Here is a 21,170-nt window from a genome sequence, read left to right on the forward strand (position 1 = left end):
TTTAATCGTTGCGTTTCGTAGATCTTTCGGAATCCTCTTTGGAAGATGTAGGGTCCGGCACCACTTCTTTACGGATTTCAGCCCCAATTCCCCTCATTTTTTCGATCAGATCACTGTAACCGCGTTCAATATGTTGGATTTCTTGGACTTCCGTTTCACCTTCTGCAATAAGACCTGCAAGAACAAGTGCTGCACCCGCACGGAGATCGGACGCACGTACTGTAGCCGCTTGGAGTGTGGCCGGTCCGGAAATGATGGCCGTCTGCCCCTCCACTCTAGCGCCCGCGTTCATTCTGCGGAGCTCGTCTATATGCTTAAATCGCGCACTATAAATCGTATCTGATATGACAGATGAACCAGCAGCTTGTGTAAGCAATACAGAGAAAGGTTGCTGAAGATCGGTTGGGAATCCTGGATACACCAAGGTTTTGACATCCACCGATTGAAGGGTAGGCGCTTTCGGAATGAAAATACGCTCCTCTTCCTCCACGACCGTCACACCCATTTCACGAAGCTTTGCGGTGAGAGCTTCTACGTGGAATGGAATAACATTGTCGATGGTCATTCCATCACCTGCTAAAGCAGCCGCAATCATGAAAGTACCTGCTTCGATCCGGTCAGGAATGATGGTATGGTTTGTGCCATGGAGTTTTTCAACTCCGTCAATCCGAATGATGTTGGTTCCGGCACCTTTGATGTTTGCCCCCATATTGGACAGCAATGTTGCTACATCAATGATTTCCGGTTCCTTTGCAGCATTCTCGATAATCGTCCGGCCTTTTGCCAATACAGCAGCCAGCATGATATTGATGGTGGCACCTACGCTGGCAACGTCCAGGTAAATTTTAGCACCGCGAAGTTCTTCAGCTCTGAGATAAATCGCTCCGTGTTCATTTGTCACCTTCGCACCGAGCGCTTCAAATCCTTTAATATGTTGGTCAATCGGGCGAGGCCCTAAGAAACAACCTCCTGGCAGACCGATGGCAGCCTTTTTGAAACGCCCAAGCATGGCACCCATTAAATAATAGGAAGCACGCAGCTTTTTCACATTCCCATTGGGTAAGGGAATATCGATCATCGGTCTCGGGTCAATCGTCATGGTGCCGTTTTCGAAAGAGACGTCACCGCCGATTTCTTCTAAAAGTGCTTTCAACGTCCAAACATCTAAGATTTCCGGGAGTCCTTCGATTGTAACAGGGGAATCGGCAAGAATGGAGGCGGGAATGAGAGCGACAGCGCTATTTTTCGCGCCGCTCACTTTGATAGTTCCTTGTAGCCTCTTACCGCCGGTTATTTTATAAACTTCCATAGGGATAAGATTCTCCTTCTCTTAGAACGGAAGAGTCACGATCTAAGATCATGCCTTTAGTTCAATTACAATTCGCTGTTGTTGCGATTGTTCCAGTCTTTTAAAAACCCTTCAATTCCTTTGTCTGTCAGTGGATGGTTAAATAACATTTTCAATACTTTGAATGGCGTTGTCGAGATATCAGCTCCACTTAATGCTGCATCTGTAATATGCTGCGGGTGTCGGATGGAAGCTGCGATGATTTCCGTTTTAATATCGTGAATCGTGAAGATATCTGCAATTGTGCGGATCAGTTCCATGCCATCTTGGCCGATATCGTCGAGACGACCTAAGAATGGAGAAACATATGTCGCACCAGCACGTGCAGCAAGCAACGCCTGGTTCGCACTGAAGATCAACGTGACATTCGTTTTGATTCCTTCTTTTGCAAATGTGGAACAAGCTTTCAAACCTTCTGGAGTCATTGGGAGCTTAACCGTAATATTTGGGGCAATTGCTGCAAGTTCGCGTCCTTCTTTGATCATCCCTTCAGCATCGAGCGCAATCACTTCTGCGCTGACTGAACCATCCACTAATTCGGTAATCTCACGAAGGCGGTCATGGAATGAAATATTCTCTTTCGCCACAAGGGATGGATTCGTCGTTACTCCGGAAATAATGCCCCAGGAGTGTGCTTCTTTAATCTCTTCAAAATTAGCTGTATCAATGAAAAACTTCATTCGTTTTGCCTCCTGTATAATGGAAAAATAGGAGAAGTGTCCAATGACACCTTCTCCTTTTTTAGCAGTTCAATCTGATCAATCACGCTTTTTGGGAGCTGCCAAAAATACGCATTTTCTCTTTTACTGTTTCTTTGATGGCTTCTCGTGCTGGACCTAAGAATTTACGTGGGTCATATACATTTTTATCGTTTTCAAGGATTTCTCGGATCACTTTCGTAGCCGCAATTTGGTTTTCTGTATTGACGTTGATCTTCGCTGTTCCAAGTGAAACCGCACGCTGGATATCCTTTGTCGGAATTCCTGTACCCCCGTGTAATACGAGTGGGAGTTCAGACTGGCCAGAGATCTCTTCCATTTCTTTGAAGCCTAAGTTCGGTTCTCCCTTGTACGGGCCATGAACAGAACCGAGTGCCGGTGCCAAGCAGTCAATGTTCGTACGTTTAACAAGCTCTGCACATTCCGCAGGGTCAGCATAAATGACGCCATCCGCCACTACATCGTCTTCTTGTCCGCCAACTACACCAAGTTCAGCTTCTACTGACACTCCGCGTTCGTGTGCATACTCAACAACTTTGGATGTGATTTCAACATTTTCTTCAAATGGTTTATGTGATGCATCAATCATTACCGAAGTGAAGCCAGCATCGATCGCTTCCTTACATTTTTCAAAGCTGGACCCGTGATCGAGGTGAATTGCCACTGGCACAGTGATGTTGTAGGACTCCATAAGCCCTTTCACCATATGTACAACCGCTACAAATCCGCCCATATATTTACCCGCACCCTCTGATACACCAAGGATGACCGGGGATTTCTCTTCTTCTGCAGCCTGAAGGATCGCTTGCGTCCATTCAAGATTATTAATGTTAAATTGGCCGATTGCATAGCCTTCTTTCTTACCTTTGATCATCATTTCCTTCATTGAAACTAATGCCATTGGGGAAGCCTCCTTTTGAGATTAAGCACATGCCTATTCAACTGATTCCGTTGGACGCGCGCTTTCCACAGGCCAACAGGATGTTGGTCAGAAAGGCGTTTCCACAGGTCGTGGCGCTTTTAGCCTTGGACCGACATGACATCGGTCAGAAAGGCATTGCCTGCCTCGCTATTCCCGCATGAGTCTCGCGCCTTACGCTTCAATCATTTGATTCAGCATAGCTTGTAATGAAACATTTCCCTATTAGTTATAACCGTTCTTATCATAACAAAAACAGGCTGTGTATTCCACTGCCTGTGTTTTACCGGATGGCTTCGTTGACGGCGTCCCGGATTTCGTAAATATTGAAAGGTTTTGTAAAGTATTTTGCGGCGCCTAATGACAAGGCTTCCTGGATCAGATCCAATTCGCCGTATGCCGTCATCATCATGACGGGAACGTCTGGCCATTTGGCTTTCATGTTTTTCAGAATTTCCAGTCCGTCCATGCCGGGGATTTTCATATCAAGGAGGACACAATCAATTTTCTTTTTCTCTGCTATGCTGAGTGCTTCCAAACCATTTGAAGCCAGGAAAGTTTGATATCCTTCCCTTTTGAACACTTCGCCCAATAACAATCGGATTCCATGCTGATCATCAACAATCAATAATTGTTTCACGCTGAAACCGCCCCTTCTATATGTGCATAGATTACTTCTGTATTACATTCATTTCGATACTTTTACACAAATTCCTTCTTTTTCAAACGGATATTGGAAGTTTTTGCGTTTTCATGCGCTGGCCGATATAATTTAACGCTGAGGTGAAAGATAACATGAAGATGCTTACTACACAATTAACCGGTCTTTTCCAACGAATTTCGACGAATGAGGAGGAATTGGTGGAAGAAACTGCCCGTTTGTTAGCCCAAGCCGCTGTCGGCGAAGGCGTGATCTATTTTGCAGCTTTTGGCGAAATGAAGGCTGTTGCCTTGAATGCATTAGAAAGTGCAGAGCCATTTCAACGTGCAAAGCTTTGGACACCGGACACCGAAGTAAAGAAATCTGACCGGGTATGGATTTTAACACGCCATGCAGATCACCAGGACGCTCTGGAACTTGCCCAACAATTGTTTGATGAGTTCATTCCGTTTGCTGCCATGGCAGCCGAGCCTGCTGGAGAAGGTAACCGTTTGAGTGACTTGGCGTATACATATATCAGTCTACGAATTTCCAAAGGACTATTGCCAAACGAAATGGGCGAACGAGTCGTGCTGCCACACGCATTGGCTGCTTTGTATGTATATGAAGCAGTGAAACTGGAATTTGACGAAATGGCTTCCGAATAAACATGATAACGGGCAGCAACCTTTTTCAATGGTGCTGCCCGTTTTTTTTATTTTTGATTTTCCAATGACGCTTTGATGAATTCACGGAATAACGGTGTTGAGCGTGTCGGGCGGGATGCGAACTCCGGATGGAATTGGCAAGCGACAAACCACGGATGATCCGGAATTTCAATGATTTCCACAAGACGGTCGTCAGGGCTTGTACCAGAGAAGACGAATCCTGCAGCTTCAAATTGTTCACGGAATGCGTTGTTGAACTCATAACGATGACGGTGGCGCTCATTGATAAGATCTTCGCCATACGCCTCGCGTGTTTTCGTACCTTCCTTCAATTTACAAGGATACATACCAAGACGTAATGTTCCACCGATGTTCAGAACATCTTTTTGATCCGGCATTAAATCGATGATCGGGTAAGGAGTATCATGCTGAAGTTCCGCGGAGTGAGCCCCTTCCAATTTCAATACGTTGCGTGCAAATTCAACAGACGCCAATTGCATGCCAAGGCAGATTCCGAAGAATGGAACATTATTCTCACGTGCATATTGAGTTGCTGCAATCTTTCCTTCAACGCCACGATCTCCGAATCCACCAGGGACAAGGATTCCATCTGCATCTTTTAATAACTCTGCTACATTTTCAGTGTTCACATGCTCGGCGTTAATCCAATCCACTTCAATATCTGCATCGAAATCATAACCTGCATGACGCATCGCTTCAACGACTGAAATATACGCATCTTGCAGCTCTACGTATTTTCCGACAAGTGCAATCCGCACTTTCTTCCGGAGGTTTTTAACCCGTTCAACTAAAGCAATCCACTCGGACATGTCCGCTTCCTTAGCTTCAAGTTTCAAGTGATCGATCACGATTTGGTCCATATGTTGATTTTGAAGCATCAACGGTAATTCATATAATGTTTCAGCATCAATGGATTCGATGACTTCACTTGCTTCGATGTCACAGAACAAGGCAATTTTGTCCTTCATGTCTTGAGGAACAGGAATTTCAGAGCGAACGACAATAATGTTCGGCTGGATTCCAAGACTGCGTAGTTCTTTAACGCTATGTTGAGTCGGTTTTGTTTTTAATTCCCCAGCTGCACGGATATATGGCACGAGCGTACAGTGTACGTACATGACATTCGTTTTGCCAAGATCATTACGAAGTTGACGGGCAGCTTCAAGGAACGGTAATGATTCGATATCACCAACAGTTCCGCCGATTTCTGTAATGACCACATCTGCATCGGTTTCCTTGCCAGCACGCTGGATCCGTTCTTTGATCTCATTTGTTATATGCGGGATCACTTGAACAGTTCCCCCAAGATAGTCGCCGCGGCGTTCTTTCATAAGAACTTCCGAGTAGACTTTACCTGTCGTCACATTACTGAACTTATTTAAGTTAATGTCAATGAAACGCTCATAGTGACCTAAATCGAGATCCGTCTCTGCACCGTCTTCCGTTACGAACACTTCCCCATGTTGGTATGGGCTCATAGTTCCCGGGTCAACGTTGATGTACGGATCAAATTTTTGGATTGTGACTGAAAGACCACGGTTTTTTAATAATCTTCCGAGGGAAGCAGCTACAATCCCTTTTCCTAATGATGATACTACGCCGCCTGTTACAAAAATATACTTTGTCAAAGCTCTTCCTCCGTTTCGTTATTTATGAGCTTCACACGGACAGGATGTGACCAATTGAATCCATTTAGACATGATTGTCGCTCTGAATCTGATTTAGTTCAACTCCAGCAATCCATGCGGATAAAAAAAGAAAAGCGCTCCTCCTGCGGTTGCAGGGGGAACGCATAACGTTTGAGTCGTATCTCCTTTTTAAGGAGCCCAATAAAATCTTATCCAGAATGGATGGTGATGTCAAGGTTAATCTTCTTCGACTTCTTCGTCATCGATGGCTTCTTCGTCATCATCAATGATTTCGAGATCATCGTCATCTTCGATCAGATCTTCTTCGATTTCTTCAATTTCATCAATTTCTTCATCTTCTTCAAAATCGATGTCCTCTTCATCTTCCACATCATCGTCTTCAACGAACTCATCGAAGTCTTCCTCGAATAGGATTTCATCCTCTTCAAGCTCTTCTTCCAATTCGTCGTCGTCCAAAGAAGCTTTCGCTTTCTTCTTGCGAATTTTAACCGTAGGCGCTGTTTCTTCTTCAATTTGGTCAACAGGGTACCATTCACGGAGCCCCCATCGATTTCCATCAATTGCCAGGAAACGTCCGTCGATATTCATATCTGTATAAAATTGCAAAGAACGATCCTTCACTTCTTCTTCTGAAAGGCCGGTCAAATTTTGAATTTCTTTCAACAGTTCTTGGAATGTCAGCGTCTCACGCTTCTCCTGTAAAATTGAGAAACTTAAATCGATGAGTGCTTCTTCTTCTAATTGTTCTTTCGTCATATCACGAAAACTCATTCGTGCACGTCCTTTCCAACTATGTTCACTATAGGCATAGTACCCATTATATACAACCTTTTTAACCTTATGCTACAATCTTTTATTCTTTTTAATCAAGCTTATTTTGCGCAGCACTAAAAAGAACAGGTACCCTGACAGAAAGAGCAAGGGAATTGCACTAAGCATCTTATTGTACAGCACAAATGTCAATACGAGGCAAAGTCCTACCACTAAAAAATGGACGATATTCCCCATGTTCTTTCCTCCTTTTTCCTATAGTTTCATTATACTAGATGCGTTGAAAATGTGCCCAATTTTATTCCGACAGATTTCTCACCTATTTGTCGTTGAAAACTGAAGGTTCAATAACAAATCCCGCGTTAATATAGCACTTCCCTTGAGAGTCTGAAACTAAACGACGATCCACAGGCTTTACTGCCAAACGAAAGCGGCCACCATAAAGAGGGGCCGCTCTGTCAACTTACATATTTCTTCGGTATTGACCACCGACCTCGTATAGAGCCTTAGTAATTTGGCCAAGGCTTGCGACTTTGACGGTTTCCATCAATTCCGCAAAAATGTTGCCGCCAGTGACAGCCACTTCCTTCAGGCGCATCAACGCTGCTTCTGCTCCCTCCGTATGGCGGGATTGGAAGTTACGAAGATTATGGATTTGTGTCTCCTTCTCCTCTTTCGTCGCCCGAGCCAACTCCATATTATCAATGGATTCTTCAGATGGCGGATTCGGGTTCAAGTATGTGTTAACCCCTATAATCGGCAGGTCACCGGAGTGTTTCTTCATTTCATAATACATCGATTCTTCTTGGATTTTACCGCGTTGGTATTGGGTCTCCATTGCACCTAATACGCCTCCGCGATCATTGATCCGGTCGAATTCAGTGAGTACTGCTTCTTCTACCAAGTCAGTCAATTCTTCAATGACAAATGCGCCTTGGAGCGGGTTTTCATTTTTCGATAATCCGTGTTCCTTCGTAATGATCATTTGGATTGCCATTGCACGGCGGACGGATTCTTCTGTCGGCGTTGTGATTGCTTCATCATAAGCATTCGTATGGAGTGAGTTGCAATTGTCCTGCAATGCCATAAGCGCCTGTAATGTCGTACGGATATCATTGAAGTCGATCTCTTGCGCGTGAAGAGAACGTCCGGACGTCTGTACGTGGTACTTCAACTTTTGGCTTCGTTCATTCGCACCGTATTTCTCACGCATCGCCACTGCCCAAATGCGGCGAGCTACGCGTCCGATGACCGTGTACTCCGGATCGAGGCCGTTCGAGAAGAAGAACGACAAGTTCGGAGCGAAATCATCGATATGCATGCCGCGGCTTAAGTAATACTCGACGTAAGTAAAGCCGTTCGACAGCGTGAACGCCAATTGCGAAATCGGGTTCGCTCCAGCTTCTGCAATATGGTAGCCTGAAATTGAGACGGAATAGTAGTTCCGGACTTTGTGGTCGATGAAATACTGCTGGATATCCCCCATCATCCGTAGAGCGAATTCTGTCGAGAAGATGCAAGTATTTTGACCTTGGTCCTCTTTTAGAATGTCTGCTTGTACGGTGCCCCGCACTACTTGTAGCGTCTGCTCGCGCACTTCCGTGAATTCTTCCAATGTGAGTGTCCTACCCAGTTCTTCTTCACGGATCCGAACTTGCTGATCGATTGCCGTATTCATGAACATCGCCAAAATGATCGGCGCTGGTCCATTGATGGTCATCGAAACGGATGTGGAAGGAGCACATAAGTCGAAGCCGTCATACAGTTTCTTCATGTCATCGAGCGTACATATACTAACGCCGGACTCTCCCACTTTCCCGTAAATATCCGGGCGGTAATCCGGATCTTCCCCGTATAGTGTCACGGAGTCGAATGCAGTGGAGAGACGTTTCGCATCGTCGTCCTTCGATAAGTAATGGAAGCGGCGATTCGTGCGCTCAGGTGTACCTTCACCTGCAAATTGACGTTTCGGGTCTTCCCCTTGTCGTTTAAATGGAAATACACCAGCTGTATACGGGTAGGATCCCGGCACGTTTTCTTTGTATACCCAACGGAGAATTTCACCATAGTCCTTGAACTTTGGCAGTACTACTCTCGGAATCTTTAAGCCAGATAAACTCTCAGTGCGCAAGATTGTGCGAATTTCTTTATCACGGATCTTCGTGACAAATTCGTCCCCGGAATATGCTTCTTTCAGCTTTTCCCAGTTTTCCAAGATTCGCTTGGATTCAGCAGATAATTCATTTCGGACGCCTTCAGCCAAAGATTGAAGGGATTGAATTAATGCATCGTCAGGAGATGTCTCCTTGACTGCTTCCAACGCACCTTCCAGTTGGAATAAACGGCGTGCAAGTTCAACTTGCTGTTCTGATTTTTTATGATAAGCGCGGACTGTATCCGTGATTTCCCGTAGATAATGTCGACGATCATTCGGAATGATGACGTTCTGTTTTTGCGTTTTTACGAACTGCTCATACGTTGTTGCCCAGTCCGTTCCGCATTTTTCTTTCAGCTTAGATATTAACGCTGCGAATAAGGAATTAGTTCCCTTATCGTTGAATTGGCTCGCAATTGTGCCGTATACAGGCATCTTGTCGAGCGGTTCGTCAAACAGCAGATGGCTTCGTTGGTACTGCTTTTGTACTTGGCGAAGTGCGTCCTCTGATCCTTTTCTCTCGAATTTATTGATAACGATCAGATCGGCATAGTCGATCATATCGATCTTTTCCAATTGGGACGGTGCTCCGAATTCGCTTGTCATCACATACATGGAAACGTCGGAAATGCTTGTAATTTCAGCATCCCCTTGCCCGATTCCGCTCGTCTCGACGATGATCAGGTCATAACCTGCTGCCTTGACGACATCCAATACGTCTTTGATGGCACCAGAAAGTTCCGATTTGGAACCGCGCGTTGCTAAACTGCGCATGAACACGCGCTTATTGAAGATGGCATTCATTCGAATCCGGTCCCCTAATAGTGCTCCGCCAGTTTTCTGCTTCGTCGGATCTATTGACAGGATGGCTACCTTTTTCTCCGGAAGCTCCTGTAAGAACCTGCGGATCAACTCATCGGTCAATGAGCTTTTTCCTGCTCCGCCCGTTCCTGTAATTCCGATAACAGGTGTGTTTTTAGAATTTGCACGGACTTGAGTCAATAATAGATCCGAGTCCGTACCTGAACTATGTGCTTCTTCTGCGACTGTGATTAGGTTTGCTAAAACTTCCGGACGGTCCGTGGATAATTCATTTGTAAGTTCTACAGGGTTTTCTTTCGCGGTCGAAAAATCACATTCTTCGAGCATGCGGTTAATCATCCCTTGAAGCCCTAACTTGCGGCCGTCTTCCGGTGAGAAAATCCATGAGATGCCGTAGTCATGCAATTCTTTGATTTCCCTCGGGATGATTACTCCACCGCCACCGCCGTAAATACGGATGTGCGGTGCCCCTTTTTCCTGAAGCAGGTCATACATATATTTGAAATATTCAACGTGGCCGCCTTGGTATGATGAAATGGCAATCCCTTGTACATCTTCCTGAATTGCTGCATTTACCACTTCCTCGACGGAACGGTTATGTCCTAAGTGAATGACTTCCGCACCGCTTGCCTGCAGGATTCTGCGCATGATATTAATCGATGCATCATGCCCGTCAAATAGGCTGGATGCCGTTACAAAGCGAATATGGTGTTTCGGACGGTAAATTTCTGCCGTTGCCATAGTGCTCCCCCTTTTCGGTGATTATTCTCCCAATACCCCGTGTAGTAGAAATGCTGTTTGGATGCTAATAAATTGTTCAAGTGTATATGTTTTGTGAATTGCCCATCTGCGGAACGCCCACATTTGGCCTTGGACCACGACATGGTGCGCCGCAATTGGAATCTCCTGTTCGTTCAGATGGATTTCGCCGGATTGGACACATTTTCGGATCCGGTCTTCAAATAGCGAGACCATTTCCATTTCCTTCGTCAAGACGTATTGGAGTGCATCCTTTGGAAGCGATTTGGATTCCTGATACATGACGACGAATTCATCGTTCATATCATCGATAAGTTTGTAATAATGCCCGATTGCCGAACGGAGACCCTCGATTGTTCCGTCCTGGCCCTCCAATTCGGACAACCGCAAATTCACTTGCTCGTAAATGCTGTCACACACCAGGTAGAGAACGTCCTCTTTCGTCCTGATATATTCATACAGCGTCCCGATGCTGAATCCAGCTTCTTTGGCAATTTCCCGTGTCGTCGTCCGGTGGAACCCTTTCTCCTTAAAGAGTTTCACCGCTCCCCGGATCATCTGGTTCCGGCGTTTCTCGATCAGTGTCTCATCTTTGACCGAAGTCAGGATTTCTCGTTTATTCTCCATCATTCTTTCCGTCACTTCGTAATCATGCGGGAAATGACAAGGCGCTGAATTTCCTGCGTTCCCTCATAGATTTGCGTAATCTTCGCATCCCGCATAAAACGTTCTACCGGATAATCCTTCGTATAGCCGTATCCACCGAATACTTGAACTGCATCGACTGTTACTTTCATTGCTGTATCGCCTGACATTAGCTTCGCCATTGCGGATTCTTTTCCGTACGGAAGACCGTTCGATTCCAACCATGCTGCCTGGTACGTGAGAAGACGAGACGCTTCGATGGAAGTCGCCATATCCGCAAGTTTGAAGCTTACGCCTTGATTCGCTACGATCGGCTTTCCGAACTGAACACGTTCCTTCGAGTAGCCAACAGCAGCATCGAGTGCCCCTTGTGCAATTCCGACCGCTTGAGCAGCAATCCCATTACGTCCACCGTCCAGAGTTTTCATGGCAATAACGAATCCTTCGCCTTCTTGGCCGAGTAGATTTTCCTTCGGTATACGGCAGTTATCAAAGACGATTTCCGTAGTCGGGCTGGAACGGATTCCAAGCTTCTTCTCCTTCTTGCCGACAGAGAATCCTTCGAAATCTTTTTCCACGATGAATGCACTCGTACCTTTATGTTTAGATTCAGGATCTGTTACAGCAAACACTATATAGATGTCAGCTACTCCGCCGTTTGTAATGAAAATCTTTGAGCCGTTCAATACGTAGTGCTCGCCGTCCAACTTGGCAGTCGTTCTCATACCGCCTGCGTCAGAACCAGAACCCGGTTCAGTCAGCCCATATGCACCGATTTTCGTGCCTTCCGCCATCGGCCGAAGGTATTTCTGTTTTTGCTCCTCCGTACCGTACTTGAAGACCGGCCAACCTGCGAGGGAAGTATGAGCAGATAGTGTCACTCCTGTTGAAGCGCAGACACGTGATAGTTCTTCCACTGCAATGACATATGCCAAGTAATCGCTGCCGATTCCGCCGTATTCTTCCGGCCATGGAATCCCTGTGAGGCCAAGTTCCGCCATTTTGTCGAAAATCTCACGGTCAAAGCGCTCTTCTTCATCGCGTTCTGCAGCTGTTGGTGCCACTTCATTTTCAGCGAAGTCACGGACCATTTTGCGGATCATTTCATGTTCTTCGGATAATTGAAAGTTCATATTCATTCCCACCCTTATTTGAGTAAATGTTTGCTGATAACGATTCTCTGGATCTCGCTTGTACCTTCATAGATTTCGGTAATCTTTGCGTCGCGGAAATACCGTTCAACCGGATAATCCTTCGTATAGCCATAACCGCCGAACACTTGAACTGCTTCGATCGAATTTTCGACCGCGGTTTTAGAAGCCATGAGCTTCGCCATCGAAGCTTCCTGGGCACATGGTAGACCTTTTGCCCGTAGCTCAGCTGCCCGGTAGACGAGAAGTTTAGATGCTTCAAGGGCTGTTGCCATATCAGCAAGTTTGAAGCCGACGCCTTGATTGGCCGCAATTGGTTTACCGAACTGGATGCGCTCTTTTGCGTAATTGACGGCTGCATCATACGCTGCTTCTGCGATCCCAAGTGCCTGCGCCGCAATTCCGATCCGGCCTACATCGAGATTGGAAAGAGCGATTTTGAAGCCTTCCCCTTCATTTCCAAGCAGGTTTTCTGCTGGCACCGCCATGTTATCGAATGTGAGCTCGACCGTCATCGAACCGTGAAGCCCCATCTTCTCTTCGTTCTTTCCAATGATCAGTCCTGGCGTCCCCTTTTCAACGATGAACGCCGATACTCCTCTGCTGCCGAGTTCCGGTTTCGTGGCAGCGAACACAATATAGATATCCGCTTCCCCGCCGTTTGTAATAAAGACTTTGGAGCCGTTTAGGATGTAGTGGTCTCCCTTTTTTACTGCTCTCGATTTCATTGCCGCTGCGTCTGAACCAGCAGACGGTTCTGTGAGGCAGAACGCCCCTAAATATTCACCGCTTGCCAGCTTTGTCACATAGCGTTGTTTCTGATCTTCCGTTCCGAAATAAAGAATCGGATTCGTCGCCACCGAAGTGTGGACAGATAGGATGACCCCAACTACCGCACTCACCTTGGATAATTCGTGAATGGCAATGATATACGATAAGAAATCCATTTCAGAACCGCCGTACTTTTCCGGTGTGGTGATCCCCATAAGCCCTAACTCGCCCATTTTCTTGAGGATTTCTCTCGGGAATTCCCCTTCTTCCATCCGTTCGATGAATGGCTCGATCTCTGTTTTTGCAAAGTCCCGGACCATGTTGCGCATCATTAGCTGTTCTTCCGTTAATGTGAGATTCATGTTGAAACGTCCCCTTTATTCGTAAACATAGAAACCGCGGCCAGCCTTTTTGCCGAGCCATCCGGCTTTCACGTATTTTCTTAAGAGTGGGCATGGCCGGTATTTACTGTCCCCAAATCCTTCGTGAAGTACTTCCATAATGTAAAGACATGTATCGAGTCCAATGAAATCCGCCAACTGGAGCGGTCCCATCGGATGGTTCATGCCGAGCTTCATCACTTCATCGATCGCTTCCTTGGAAGCTACCCCTTCGTATAATGTGTAAATCGCTTCATTGATCATCGGCATGAGGATTCGGTTCGACACGAATCCCGGGAAGTCGTTCACTTCAACCGGTACCTTCGACAAGTCTTTCGACATCTGCTCAACCGTTTGATACACTTCGTCAGACGTTGCCAGACCACGGATGATTTCCACCAACTTCATGACCGGTACCGGGTTCATAAAATGCATCCCGATGACTTGCTCTGGACGGTTCGTTGCCGCTGCAATTTCCGTAATCGGCAAGGACGATGTGTTCGTTGCTAAAATCGCGTGTTTCGGCGTAATCTCGTCGAGCTGCTTGAAGATGGATTGTTTAATTTCCATATTCTCGACGGCAGCCTCTATGACAATATCAACATCTTGTGCATCCGATAGATTGTGGGAAGGCGTGAGTCTGCTTAAAACAGATGCCTTCTCCTCCTCGGATAGTCGGCCTTTCTCGACATTGCGGGAAAGGTTTTTTGTAATATATTGAACCCCTTTTTCAATTGACGCTACATTAATGTCATTGAGTTTTACATCGAAGCCTGCTTGTGCACAGACTTGAGCGATACCAGACCCCATCTGCCCGGCACCGATGACCATAACTTTTGTGATTTTCATATCATGCAAGTCCCCTTTGTTTTGAATCTTGTGGTTGTAGAACGGATATCAACGATTATTTGGATATATCAACGATAGTTGGTGGATATCAACGATTGTCTGGATTTATCAACGAGTCGGATGGATATCAACGATTATTCGGATTTATCAACGATTGTTGGGTGGATATCAACGATTATTCGGATTTATCAACGATTGTTGAGCGGATATCAACGATTGTCTATTTATCTGGATGATTTGAAAAATGCTTTTTTCATAATCGGTAGTAAATCGAACATAATCGGTAGTAAACCTCAAATAATCGGTTGTAAAAGCACAATAATCGGTAGTAAACATCGAACAATCGGTAGTAAAACCTACAAAATCGGTAGTAAGCTCACCCTAAGTTATTTCACTTCAATCATGACGGCATCGCCTTGGCCGCCGCCGGAGCAGATGGCTGCGATTCCAATTCCGCCGCCGCGGCGTTTCAATTCGTATGCAAGTGTTAAAATAATGCGTGCTCCACTTGCGCCGATGGGATGTCCGAGTGCAACCGCTCCCCCGTTGACGTTCACTTTGTTCGGGTCAAGTCCTGCAATCTTGGCACTTGCCAATGCGACTGCCGAGAAGGCTTCATTAATTTCGAATAAATCGATGTCCTCTAATTTTTTGCCAGTCTTTTCTAATAGGGCATTGATGACGAGTCCTGGTGTTTGAGGGAAGTTTTCCGGTTCAATCGCCACTTCCGCATGACCGAGGATTGTTGCTAATGGCGTTTTCCCTTCTTGCAATGCTCGTTCTTCATTCATGAGAACCATTGCACATGCTCCATCGTTCACTCCTGGAGCATTACCCGCTGTAATCGTGCCGTCTTTGCCGAAAGCCGGTCGTAGTTTAGCTAAAGATTCCACCGAAGTATCTTTACGCGGCGCCTCGTCATGCTCTACTTTCAACGGCTCACCTTTCCGTTGTGGGATTTCGACCGCCACGATTTCCTTTGCCATTTTTCCTTCTTCGATCGCTTTTAATGCTAAGTCATGACTGCGATATGCCCATTCATCTTGTGCTTCACGTGTCAACTCGAATTCTTCTGCTGTCCGATTTCCATACGTCCCCATGTGAACGCGGTCCGGATTGAATGAACAGGAAAGTCCGTCGTATATCATTCCGTCAACTACCACCGAGTCACTCATGCGGAAGCCAGTGCGAGCCTTCGGTAAATAGTAAGGCGCATTGGACATGGATTCCATACCACCTGCAACGATCACATCTTCATCTCCAAGACGAATCAGTTGGTCAGCGAGTGTGACACTGCGCATACCTGATGCACAAACTTTGTTTACCGTTTCTGTTTTCACATTCCAAGGAATTCCCGCTTTTGTAGCTGCCTGGCGTGAAGGAATTTGCCCTTGCCCCGCTTGGAGAACAGACCCCATAATCACTTCATCCACTTCTTCAGCAGCCACCCCTGCCCGCTGAAGAGCTTCTTTCATGGCGATTCCGCCGAGATCGCTTGCCGAAAGCGGGCTTAATGCCCCTAAGAATTTTCCGAATGGTGTACGTGCTCCATCCAAAATCACTGTTTTCGTCATATCAAAAACACCCCTTCTTTTTTGTGAACGCTTTCAAAAATCCCCTTTTGTGTAGCTGATATTATGCCTGATGCTGTATTATCCTTTCTCGTTTACAAAGCCTTTTTTACGTTCCATTTGTCGGCTATTTCGTGAAAGATCAGCTCTTCTGTCGAATGTTTAATTTCCTGAACGAAAAGGTTCAATATATTTAACTTTAACGAGCGACTGAACGCTCGCTCGGTTTCAAACTGAATGAAAAGGGAGTCTGCAGCACTCCCTGATCACTCCATTTTATTCAACTCAATAAGAACTGATGACTATTGTAGAACTGGTTCGTTTTCCTCTTCTTCGACTGGCGGTTTGTATTCGCCGCATACGGAACGCTCAAGTAATTCAGCGATATCATATGTTCCGACTTTTTCTTCCACCTCGACTGCCTTCGTACCATCTGATAGCATCGTCAAGCAATATGGACAGCCTGAACTGATGATACCTGGATTAACTTGAAGAGCTTGCTCAGTACGAGCGACGTTGATACGGTGACCTGTGTCTTCTTCCATCCACATGAGTCCCCCACCAGCACCACAACACATGGCGTCTTGACGGTTACGCTCCATTTCAACAAGTTGGACGCCCGGAATCGCCTTCAGGATTTCTCGCGGCGGATCGTATACGTCGTTGTATCTTCCTAAATAGCAGGAATCATGGAATGTAATGGTTTCATCAATTGAATACTTCGGCTTAAGCTTTCCGGACATGACCAATTCGTAAAGCATTTCAGAATGGTGAATCACTTCTGCGTTGAAACCGAAATCCGGATATTCATTTTTGAAAATGTTATAGGCATGCGGGTCGATCGTGACAATCTTCGTAATGCCCGCTTTTTCAAATTCGGCGATATTAGCTGTCGCCAGCTCTTGGAATAAAAACTCGTTTCCAAGTCGGCGGGGCGTATCACCGGAGTTCTTTTCTTTATTGCCTAAAATAGCGAACTTGACGCCAGCCTCATTCATAAGACGGGCAAATGAAAGAGCGATTTTTTGAGAACGGCTATCGAATGCTCCCATGGAACCAACCCAGAAGAGGAATTCGAATTCTTCCCCTGCTTTGTTTGCTTCCTTCACCGTCGGGATGTGAAGATCCGGACGCTCATCGCGCCAGTTTTCTTTCTCCTTACGGTTAAGACCCCATGGATTTCCTTGACGTTCGATGTTCGTCATCGCACGTTGTGCATCCGGGTTCATACGGCCTTCCGACATAACTAAGAATCGGCGAAGGTCGATAATCTTGTCGACGTGTTCGTTCATAACCGGGCACTGGTCTTCACAGTTTCGGCAAGTCGTACATGCCCAAATTTCCTCTTCTGTAATGACATCGCCTATTAACGACGGGCTGTAGATATCTTCAATCACAGCACCTTCCGCTCCAGCAGCAAGTGCCAATTGGTTGCCCTTCGTGTTTTTGAATGCAAAAGTTGGTACCCAAGGCTGCTTATGTGTCATGACCGCACCTGTTTGAGTAAGGTGGTCACGAAGTTTTGTAATCAAGTCCATCGGCGATAGCATCTTGCCCGTACCGGTTGCAGGGCACATATTCGTACAGCGGCCGCATTCTACACAAGCATAGAAGTCGAGCATCTGCTTCTGATTGAAATCAGTTACATTTCCAACACCAAAAGTTGGCATTTCTTCGGATTCTTCGTCCTCTTCCGCTTCTTCGAAATTGATCGGGCGAAGTTTTGCCGGAGGGTCCAAACGCGTTAAATACGTATTCGCTGGCCCTGCGATTAAATGCGCGTGCTTCGATTGAGGCACGTACACTAAGAATGTAAGCAGGATCAGTAAGTGGATCCACCAGAATACGAAGAACAATGCAGCTGCTGCTGTTGCTGGCAAGAAGCTGAAGATTGCAGCGATTGACGATGCCACCGGCTCTGTCCAAGTAGCTTCATGGCCATGCCAAATGATATTCATTCCGTTTGCAAATAAAGTCGAAACCATCAGGCCTCCAATAAAAATTAAAACAAGTCCTGATTTCCATCCACGCTTCAGACGTACAAGTTTTTCAATATAACGGCGATAAAACGCCCAAATAACAGCAACTAAAATCGTTAGTGCCACAATTTCCTGGAAGAATGTAAATGCCGGGTACAGCGGTCCGAACGGCAAGTGCGAATCAGGTTTGAGCCCCTTCCAGATCAGATCGATGGCTCCAAATTGAACTAATAGGAAACCGTAAAAGAACATGACATGAATCGCGCCGCTCTTTCGATCTTTCAATAATTTCTTTTGGCCGAACACATTCACCCAAACTTTTCGTAGACGCTCTGCGACATTATGATCAAACTCCGCTTTTTTCCCGAGCTTCATATACTCAATCCGCGTCTTGATCACATACGTGAACAATGCCACCGCATAAGCAGTTACCATCAAGAACAAAATCCAGTTTGCGATAAGCAATGGACTCATTGCATTTCCCCCCTCTATGATGATCCCCAATTATGAATATTAACAACAGTGTAGTAGATTCAAAGAAAACTGTCGATATATAATTATTAGTTTATTTTATGAATGAGCATTCAGTCAACTGAAAGATGATAGAAAAGGCAACTTATGTACGAAAGTTGCCTCAAACAAAGTGGAAATAAATTTTTATTACCGATTATAAAATTTTATTACCGATTAACTGCATGTTATTACCGATTATCCAAATATATTACCGATTCTGAGTTTATTTTACCGATTATGAAGATATATTACCGATTACGTTTTTTGAAACTTTCTTTATTAAAAAATTCCAATAAATCCATTGAGTAGACTCTCCCTTTTCGTTCTCCCTTGCTTATTAATCCGCTACTTTCTAATATTCTGGTAGCAGTCTGTGCCTTTTCAATCTGTAAAAACCTTCGACACTCTTTATTCGTCAACTTACCTCCAAATAACATGAACCAGTCAACTATGGCCTGTTGGTGGGCATTTCGATCAACAAAGCCACATGGCAAGCAGGACCATCCCTTTTTCAGTTTCACCATTCCCAACTTGGCACAATGCTTACATTCAACACCAGTCATCACCGAGGATTCTGGAATCCGAAAAGTTTTACAAATTGGAAACGGGTTAAAAACAACGTGGCTGTTAGCTAATTCGTGAGCCAACATTTGAAAGGTTCCGCTGTCCAACTCTCTACCGGGGTTATGGATTTTGCGAAGATACACAGGAAGTTCGGATGGGAATAAAACCTTAAATGGCGGAGTGTTTTCAAATTGAGTGCTTGAGCGGGCAAAGACGACGGCTCCGTAAATCGGAAGGTCAAAGCCTCGATCGAAAAGCCATTCTTTCAACAACATACTATTTTTTTCTAATTGGACTCCAGGACAATCGTACGCATCTTGTTGTCCGTTTGGCATCGTGCGAATCATCTGTCTTGGGTTTTCTTCGAATCGGACACGTCCAGCAAAGTTTTTCATTTCTAAGACGACGACATAGGAAGGTGTAAAAAAGACAGTGTCGATTTGAAAGTTAGAGTTAGCGCTTAGATGAAGATCATGAATGATACGATATTCGTGGTTAAATTTGTTATTTAGGAAAACTCGATCTAATATCTCTTCCCCGCCTACACCTGCCTGAGCAGAAAGCCGCTTCCTGCGAATATAAGAATAGTTTTCGTCTTCGATACCCAATCTTTTCTCCAAGGCACCGAGTCCATACAATTTTAATGGTACAGCTCTCTCCTTCAATACCAATGCCTCACCCCCATTTCGGGCATCGTATCATTGAACATTTAGCCTGTCTATGGGGTTCTTCATCTTTGTATTTTGAACAGCTTTTTCGCAGCAAAATCTAATTTTGCCCACTAAAAAAACCGTTCCACAGCTTCACCAGCTGTAGAACGGCTATTTTCATTTATTCAAACGAATCGCTTTTACTGTACATTCAAAGACTCCTCGACCGATCAACTTGCCAAGTTCGGTTGCGGGTCCAGCGAACGGCAATTCCACACCGGCTTGGGTTGCAGCCACTAATAGACTGTCAGTTGACGTTCCAGTTGCAAGGGTTCCGGTTATCGGATCCTTCACGCCTTCTGCGACGAGCGCTTTCGTTTTGGCTTCGGTAGCGGTGATCATCGCTTGGATAAAGGCTTCATCTGATAAGCGCCCATTTATGATCACCCATGTATTGATGGTCCCGACGCCTGGTGTTTCGTTATGCCGATAGGCTTCTGACACGTCTACCGCATGCCCGATACCAGCAGTCACGATGACAAACAGTTTTCCGAAGCTTCCTTCATATTCACTGATGATCGCTTCGTCAGTCTTAACGGCTGTCATCATCGCCACCGTATCAGTTTCCGGGTAGCCATGTGCTTCCAAAAACTCGATCATCTCTTTTCGAGGATTTGAGTGGTCATAAGTACCTTCAACGTGCCGATTGATGAAATTCCGGAACCAGCCGGAACCAGGATTCAATACCGCAGACGATACGGTTTTCAAGGGGAATTCTGAATGGAGTGTGACGAATCGTTCAGATGCTTGGAACATGTCTCTCTTCACATTTTTATTCCCCGCTAACGACATATCCGGAAGGAGTGTCACTTGCGGTTTCGGCTGTTCCGGATGTGGGTGCGTCCCGATTTTCACTTCATATGCCGAACCGATCTGATCTTCTTTGACTACACGATGTGGTTCACCCACTATTTTCACTTCGCCGTTTTCTATCAATAGCAGCCGGTCGCAATACAACGAAGCGAGGTTAATATCATGGAAAATCGATACGACCGTCATTCCCCGACTATCGACTTCCTGTCTGATTGTATCGAGCAGATGCTTCTGATGCGCGATATCCAAATGGTTTGTCGGTTCGTCGAGCAATAAAAGCGGGGCTTGCTGTGCCAAAGCTTGCGCTACAAATACTCGCTGCCGTTCACCGCCAGAAAGACGGTCGATGGGAAGATCCTCAAATTCCTCGACACCCATCACTTCCATCGCTTCTCGCACAGCCGATTCATCGTCCTTTGACCAAGAGGAAAACCATCCTGTTTGATATGGATACCTGCCAAGTGAAACAGTTTCTCTAACGGAGTAGGAGAAAGCATGTTCATGCAGCTGGGGCAGTACGGCCATTTTCCGGGCAAGATCCTTTTTTGTATAATCGGCTAACGGTTTTTCATTAAGTAACACTTCCCCGCCGCCGATTGGAAGAATCCCGGAAATCATCTTCAACAATGTTGACTTTCCGCTGCCGTTTGGACCTAATACGCCTAATATTTCACCTTTATCGACTTCGAAAGACACATTCTTGAGTACATCAATCCCGTTGTACCCACCGGATAGAAATTCCACCTTCAGCAC

General features: G+C 45.6%; 17 protein-coding genes. 2 read left to right on the forward strand and 15 right to left on the reverse strand.

The annotated features are described in order from the left end of the window. Position 1 precedes the first annotated feature (1 nt). The 4 genes from ACFOZY_RS09705 to ACFOZY_RS09720 form a co-directional block, all read right to left on the reverse strand. Positions 2–1,309, reverse strand: coding sequence for a UDP-N-acetylglucosamine 1-carboxyvinyltransferase (locus ACFOZY_RS09705; protein ID WP_378154809.1), 1,308 nt, complete (start codon positions 1,307–1,309; stop codon positions 2–4). A 65-nt stretch (positions 1,310–1,374) separates the two neighbouring features. Then, positions 1,375–2,028 (reverse strand): fructose-6-phosphate aldolase, encoded by a 654-nt coding sequence (gene fsa, locus ACFOZY_RS09710; RefSeq protein ID WP_378154811.1) that lies wholly within the window; start codon positions 2,026–2,028, stop codon positions 1,375–1,377. 82 nt (positions 2,029–2,110) lie between these two features. Then, positions 2,111–2,968, reverse strand: coding sequence for a class II fructose-bisphosphate aldolase (locus tag ACFOZY_RS09715; protein WP_378154813.1), 858 nt, complete (start codon positions 2,966–2,968; stop codon positions 2,111–2,113). A 301-nt stretch (positions 2,969–3,269) separates the two neighbouring features. After that, positions 3,270–3,626 (reverse strand): response regulator, encoded by a 357-nt coding sequence (locus ACFOZY_RS09720; RefSeq protein ID WP_378154815.1) that lies wholly within the window; start codon positions 3,624–3,626, stop codon positions 3,270–3,272. Positions 3,627–3,781: 155 nt separating this feature from the next. Between ACFOZY_RS09720 and ACFOZY_RS09725 the strand changes: the two genes are divergently transcribed. Further along, a complete protein-coding gene (locus tag ACFOZY_RS09725; RefSeq protein ID WP_378154817.1) occupies positions 3,782–4,294 on the forward strand; it encodes a DUF2529 family protein in 513 nt (170 codons plus the stop codon). A 47-nt stretch (positions 4,295–4,341) separates the two neighbouring features. Here the strand turns inward: ACFOZY_RS09725 and ACFOZY_RS09730 are convergent, their stop codons facing one another. The 7 genes from ACFOZY_RS09730 to ACFOZY_RS09760 form a co-directional block, all read right to left on the reverse strand. Continuing rightward, positions 4,342–5,943, reverse strand: coding sequence for a CTP synthase (locus tag ACFOZY_RS09730; RefSeq protein WP_378154819.1), 1,602 nt, complete (start codon positions 5,941–5,943; stop codon positions 4,342–4,344). A 237-nt stretch (positions 5,944–6,180) separates the two neighbouring features. Beyond that, the gene (gene rpoE / locus ACFOZY_RS09735) at positions 6,181–6,735 is read right to left on the reverse strand and encodes a DNA-directed RNA polymerase subunit delta (RefSeq protein WP_378154821.1); all 555 of its coding nucleotides are present in this window, start codon (positions 6,733–6,735) and stop codon (positions 6,181–6,183) included. Between the two features lie 463 nt (positions 6,736–7,198). Next, entirely contained in the window at positions 7,199–10,453 is a 3,255-nt protein-coding gene (gene icmF, locus ACFOZY_RS09740) for a fused isobutyryl-CoA mutase/GTPase IcmF (protein ID WP_378154824.1), read from the reverse strand. Between the two features lie 21 nt (positions 10,454–10,474). Further along, entirely contained in the window at positions 10,475–11,101 is a 627-nt protein-coding gene (locus ACFOZY_RS09745) for a TetR/AcrR family transcriptional regulator (RefSeq protein WP_378154826.1), read from the reverse strand. Positions 11,102–11,109: 8 nt separating this feature from the next. Then, the gene (locus ACFOZY_RS09750; RefSeq protein ID WP_378154828.1) at positions 11,110–12,249 is read right to left on the reverse strand and encodes an acyl-CoA dehydrogenase; all 1,140 of its coding nucleotides are present in this window, start codon (positions 12,247–12,249) and stop codon (positions 11,110–11,112) included. Positions 12,250–12,263: 14 nt separating this feature from the next. Next, positions 12,264–13,400, reverse strand: coding sequence for an acyl-CoA dehydrogenase (locus ACFOZY_RS09755; protein WP_378154830.1), 1,137 nt, complete (start codon positions 13,398–13,400; stop codon positions 12,264–12,266). A 15-nt stretch (positions 13,401–13,415) separates the two neighbouring features. Next, the gene (locus ACFOZY_RS09760) at positions 13,416–14,267 is read right to left on the reverse strand and encodes a 3-hydroxybutyryl-CoA dehydrogenase (protein WP_378154832.1); all 852 of its coding nucleotides are present in this window, start codon (positions 14,265–14,267) and stop codon (positions 13,416–13,418) included. Positions 14,268–14,326: 59 nt separating this feature from the next. Between ACFOZY_RS09760 and ACFOZY_RS09765 the strand changes: the two genes are divergently transcribed. Further along, positions 14,327–14,503 carry a hypothetical protein gene (locus ACFOZY_RS09765; RefSeq protein ID WP_378154834.1) on the forward strand — a complete coding sequence of 59 codons (177 nt, stop codon included), beginning with the start codon at positions 14,327–14,329 and terminating at the stop codon, positions 14,501–14,503. 150 nt (positions 14,504–14,653) lie between these two features. Here ACFOZY_RS09765 and ACFOZY_RS09770 read toward each other — a convergent pair whose 3' ends face one another. The 4 genes from ACFOZY_RS09770 to ACFOZY_RS09785 form a co-directional block, all read right to left on the reverse strand. Then, a complete protein-coding gene (locus ACFOZY_RS09770; protein ID WP_378154836.1) occupies positions 14,654–15,841 on the reverse strand; it encodes an acetyl-CoA C-acetyltransferase in 1,188 nt (395 codons plus the stop codon). Positions 15,842–16,140: 299 nt separating this feature from the next. Then, positions 16,141–18,291, reverse strand: a complete 2,151-nt coding sequence (locus ACFOZY_RS09775; protein ID WP_378154838.1) for a (Fe-S)-binding protein — start codon at positions 18,289–18,291, stop codon at positions 16,141–16,143. A 287-nt stretch (positions 18,292–18,578) separates the two neighbouring features. Further along, positions 18,579–19,565 carry a nuclease-related domain-containing protein gene (locus tag ACFOZY_RS09780; protein WP_378154840.1) on the reverse strand — a complete coding sequence of 329 codons (987 nt, stop codon included), beginning with the start codon at positions 19,563–19,565 and terminating at the stop codon, positions 18,579–18,581. Between the two features lie 156 nt (positions 19,566–19,721). Beyond that, the gene (locus tag ACFOZY_RS09785) at positions 19,722–21,170 is read right to left on the reverse strand and encodes an adenosylcobinamide amidohydrolase (protein WP_378154843.1); all 1,449 of its coding nucleotides are present in this window, start codon (positions 21,168–21,170) and stop codon (positions 19,722–19,724) included.

It is taken from the genome of Chungangia koreensis (assembly GCF_042651785.1).
In the GTDB taxonomy this organism is placed as follows: domain Bacteria; phylum Bacillota; class Bacilli; order Bacillales_A; family Planococcaceae; genus Chungangia; species Chungangia koreensis.

Bases quoted from the DNA above. Each gene is read 5' to 3' on its own strand.
- ACFOZY_RS09750 (WP_378154828.1), bottom strand. From the start codon at position 12,249: ATGAACTTTCAATTATCCGAAGAACATGAAATGATCCGCAAAATGGTC.
- ACFOZY_RS09745 (WP_378154826.1), bottom strand. From the start codon at position 11,101: ATGATGGAGAATAAACGAGAAATCCTGACTTCGGTCAAAGATGAGACA.
- ACFOZY_RS09755 (WP_378154830.1), bottom strand. From the start codon at position 13,400: ATGAATCTCACATTAACGGAAGAACAGCTAATGATGCGCAACATGGTC.
- fsa (WP_378154811.1), bottom strand. From the start codon at position 2,028: ATGAAGTTTTTCATTGATACAGCTAATTTTGAAGAGATTAAAGAAGCA.
- rpoE (WP_378154821.1), bottom strand. From the start codon at position 6,735: ATGAGTTTTCGTGATATGACGAAAGAACAATTAGAAGAAGAAGCACTC.
- ACFOZY_RS09760 (WP_378154832.1), bottom strand. From the start codon at position 14,267: ATGAAAATCACAAAAGTTATGGTCATCGGTGCCGGGCAGATGGGGTCT.
- ACFOZY_RS09715 (WP_378154813.1), bottom strand. From the start codon at position 2,968: ATGGCATTAGTTTCAATGAAGGAAATGATGATCAAAGGTAAGAAAGAA.
- ACFOZY_RS09705 (WP_378154809.1), bottom strand. From the start codon at position 1,309: ATGGAAGTTTATAAAATAACCGGCGGTAAGAGGCTACAAGGAACTATC.
- ACFOZY_RS09775 (WP_378154838.1), bottom strand. From the start codon at position 18,291: ATGAGTCCATTGCTTATCGCAAACTGGATTTTGTTCTTGATGGTAACT.
- ACFOZY_RS09770 (WP_378154836.1), bottom strand. From the start codon at position 15,841: ATGACGAAAACAGTGATTTTGGATGGAGCACGTACACCATTCGGAAAA.
- icmF (WP_378154824.1), bottom strand. From the start codon at position 10,453: ATGGCAACGGCAGAAATTTACCGTCCGAAACACCATATTCGCTTTGTA.
- ACFOZY_RS09725 (WP_378154817.1), top strand. From the start codon at position 3,782: ATGAAGATGCTTACTACACAATTAACCGGTCTTTTCCAACGAATTTCG.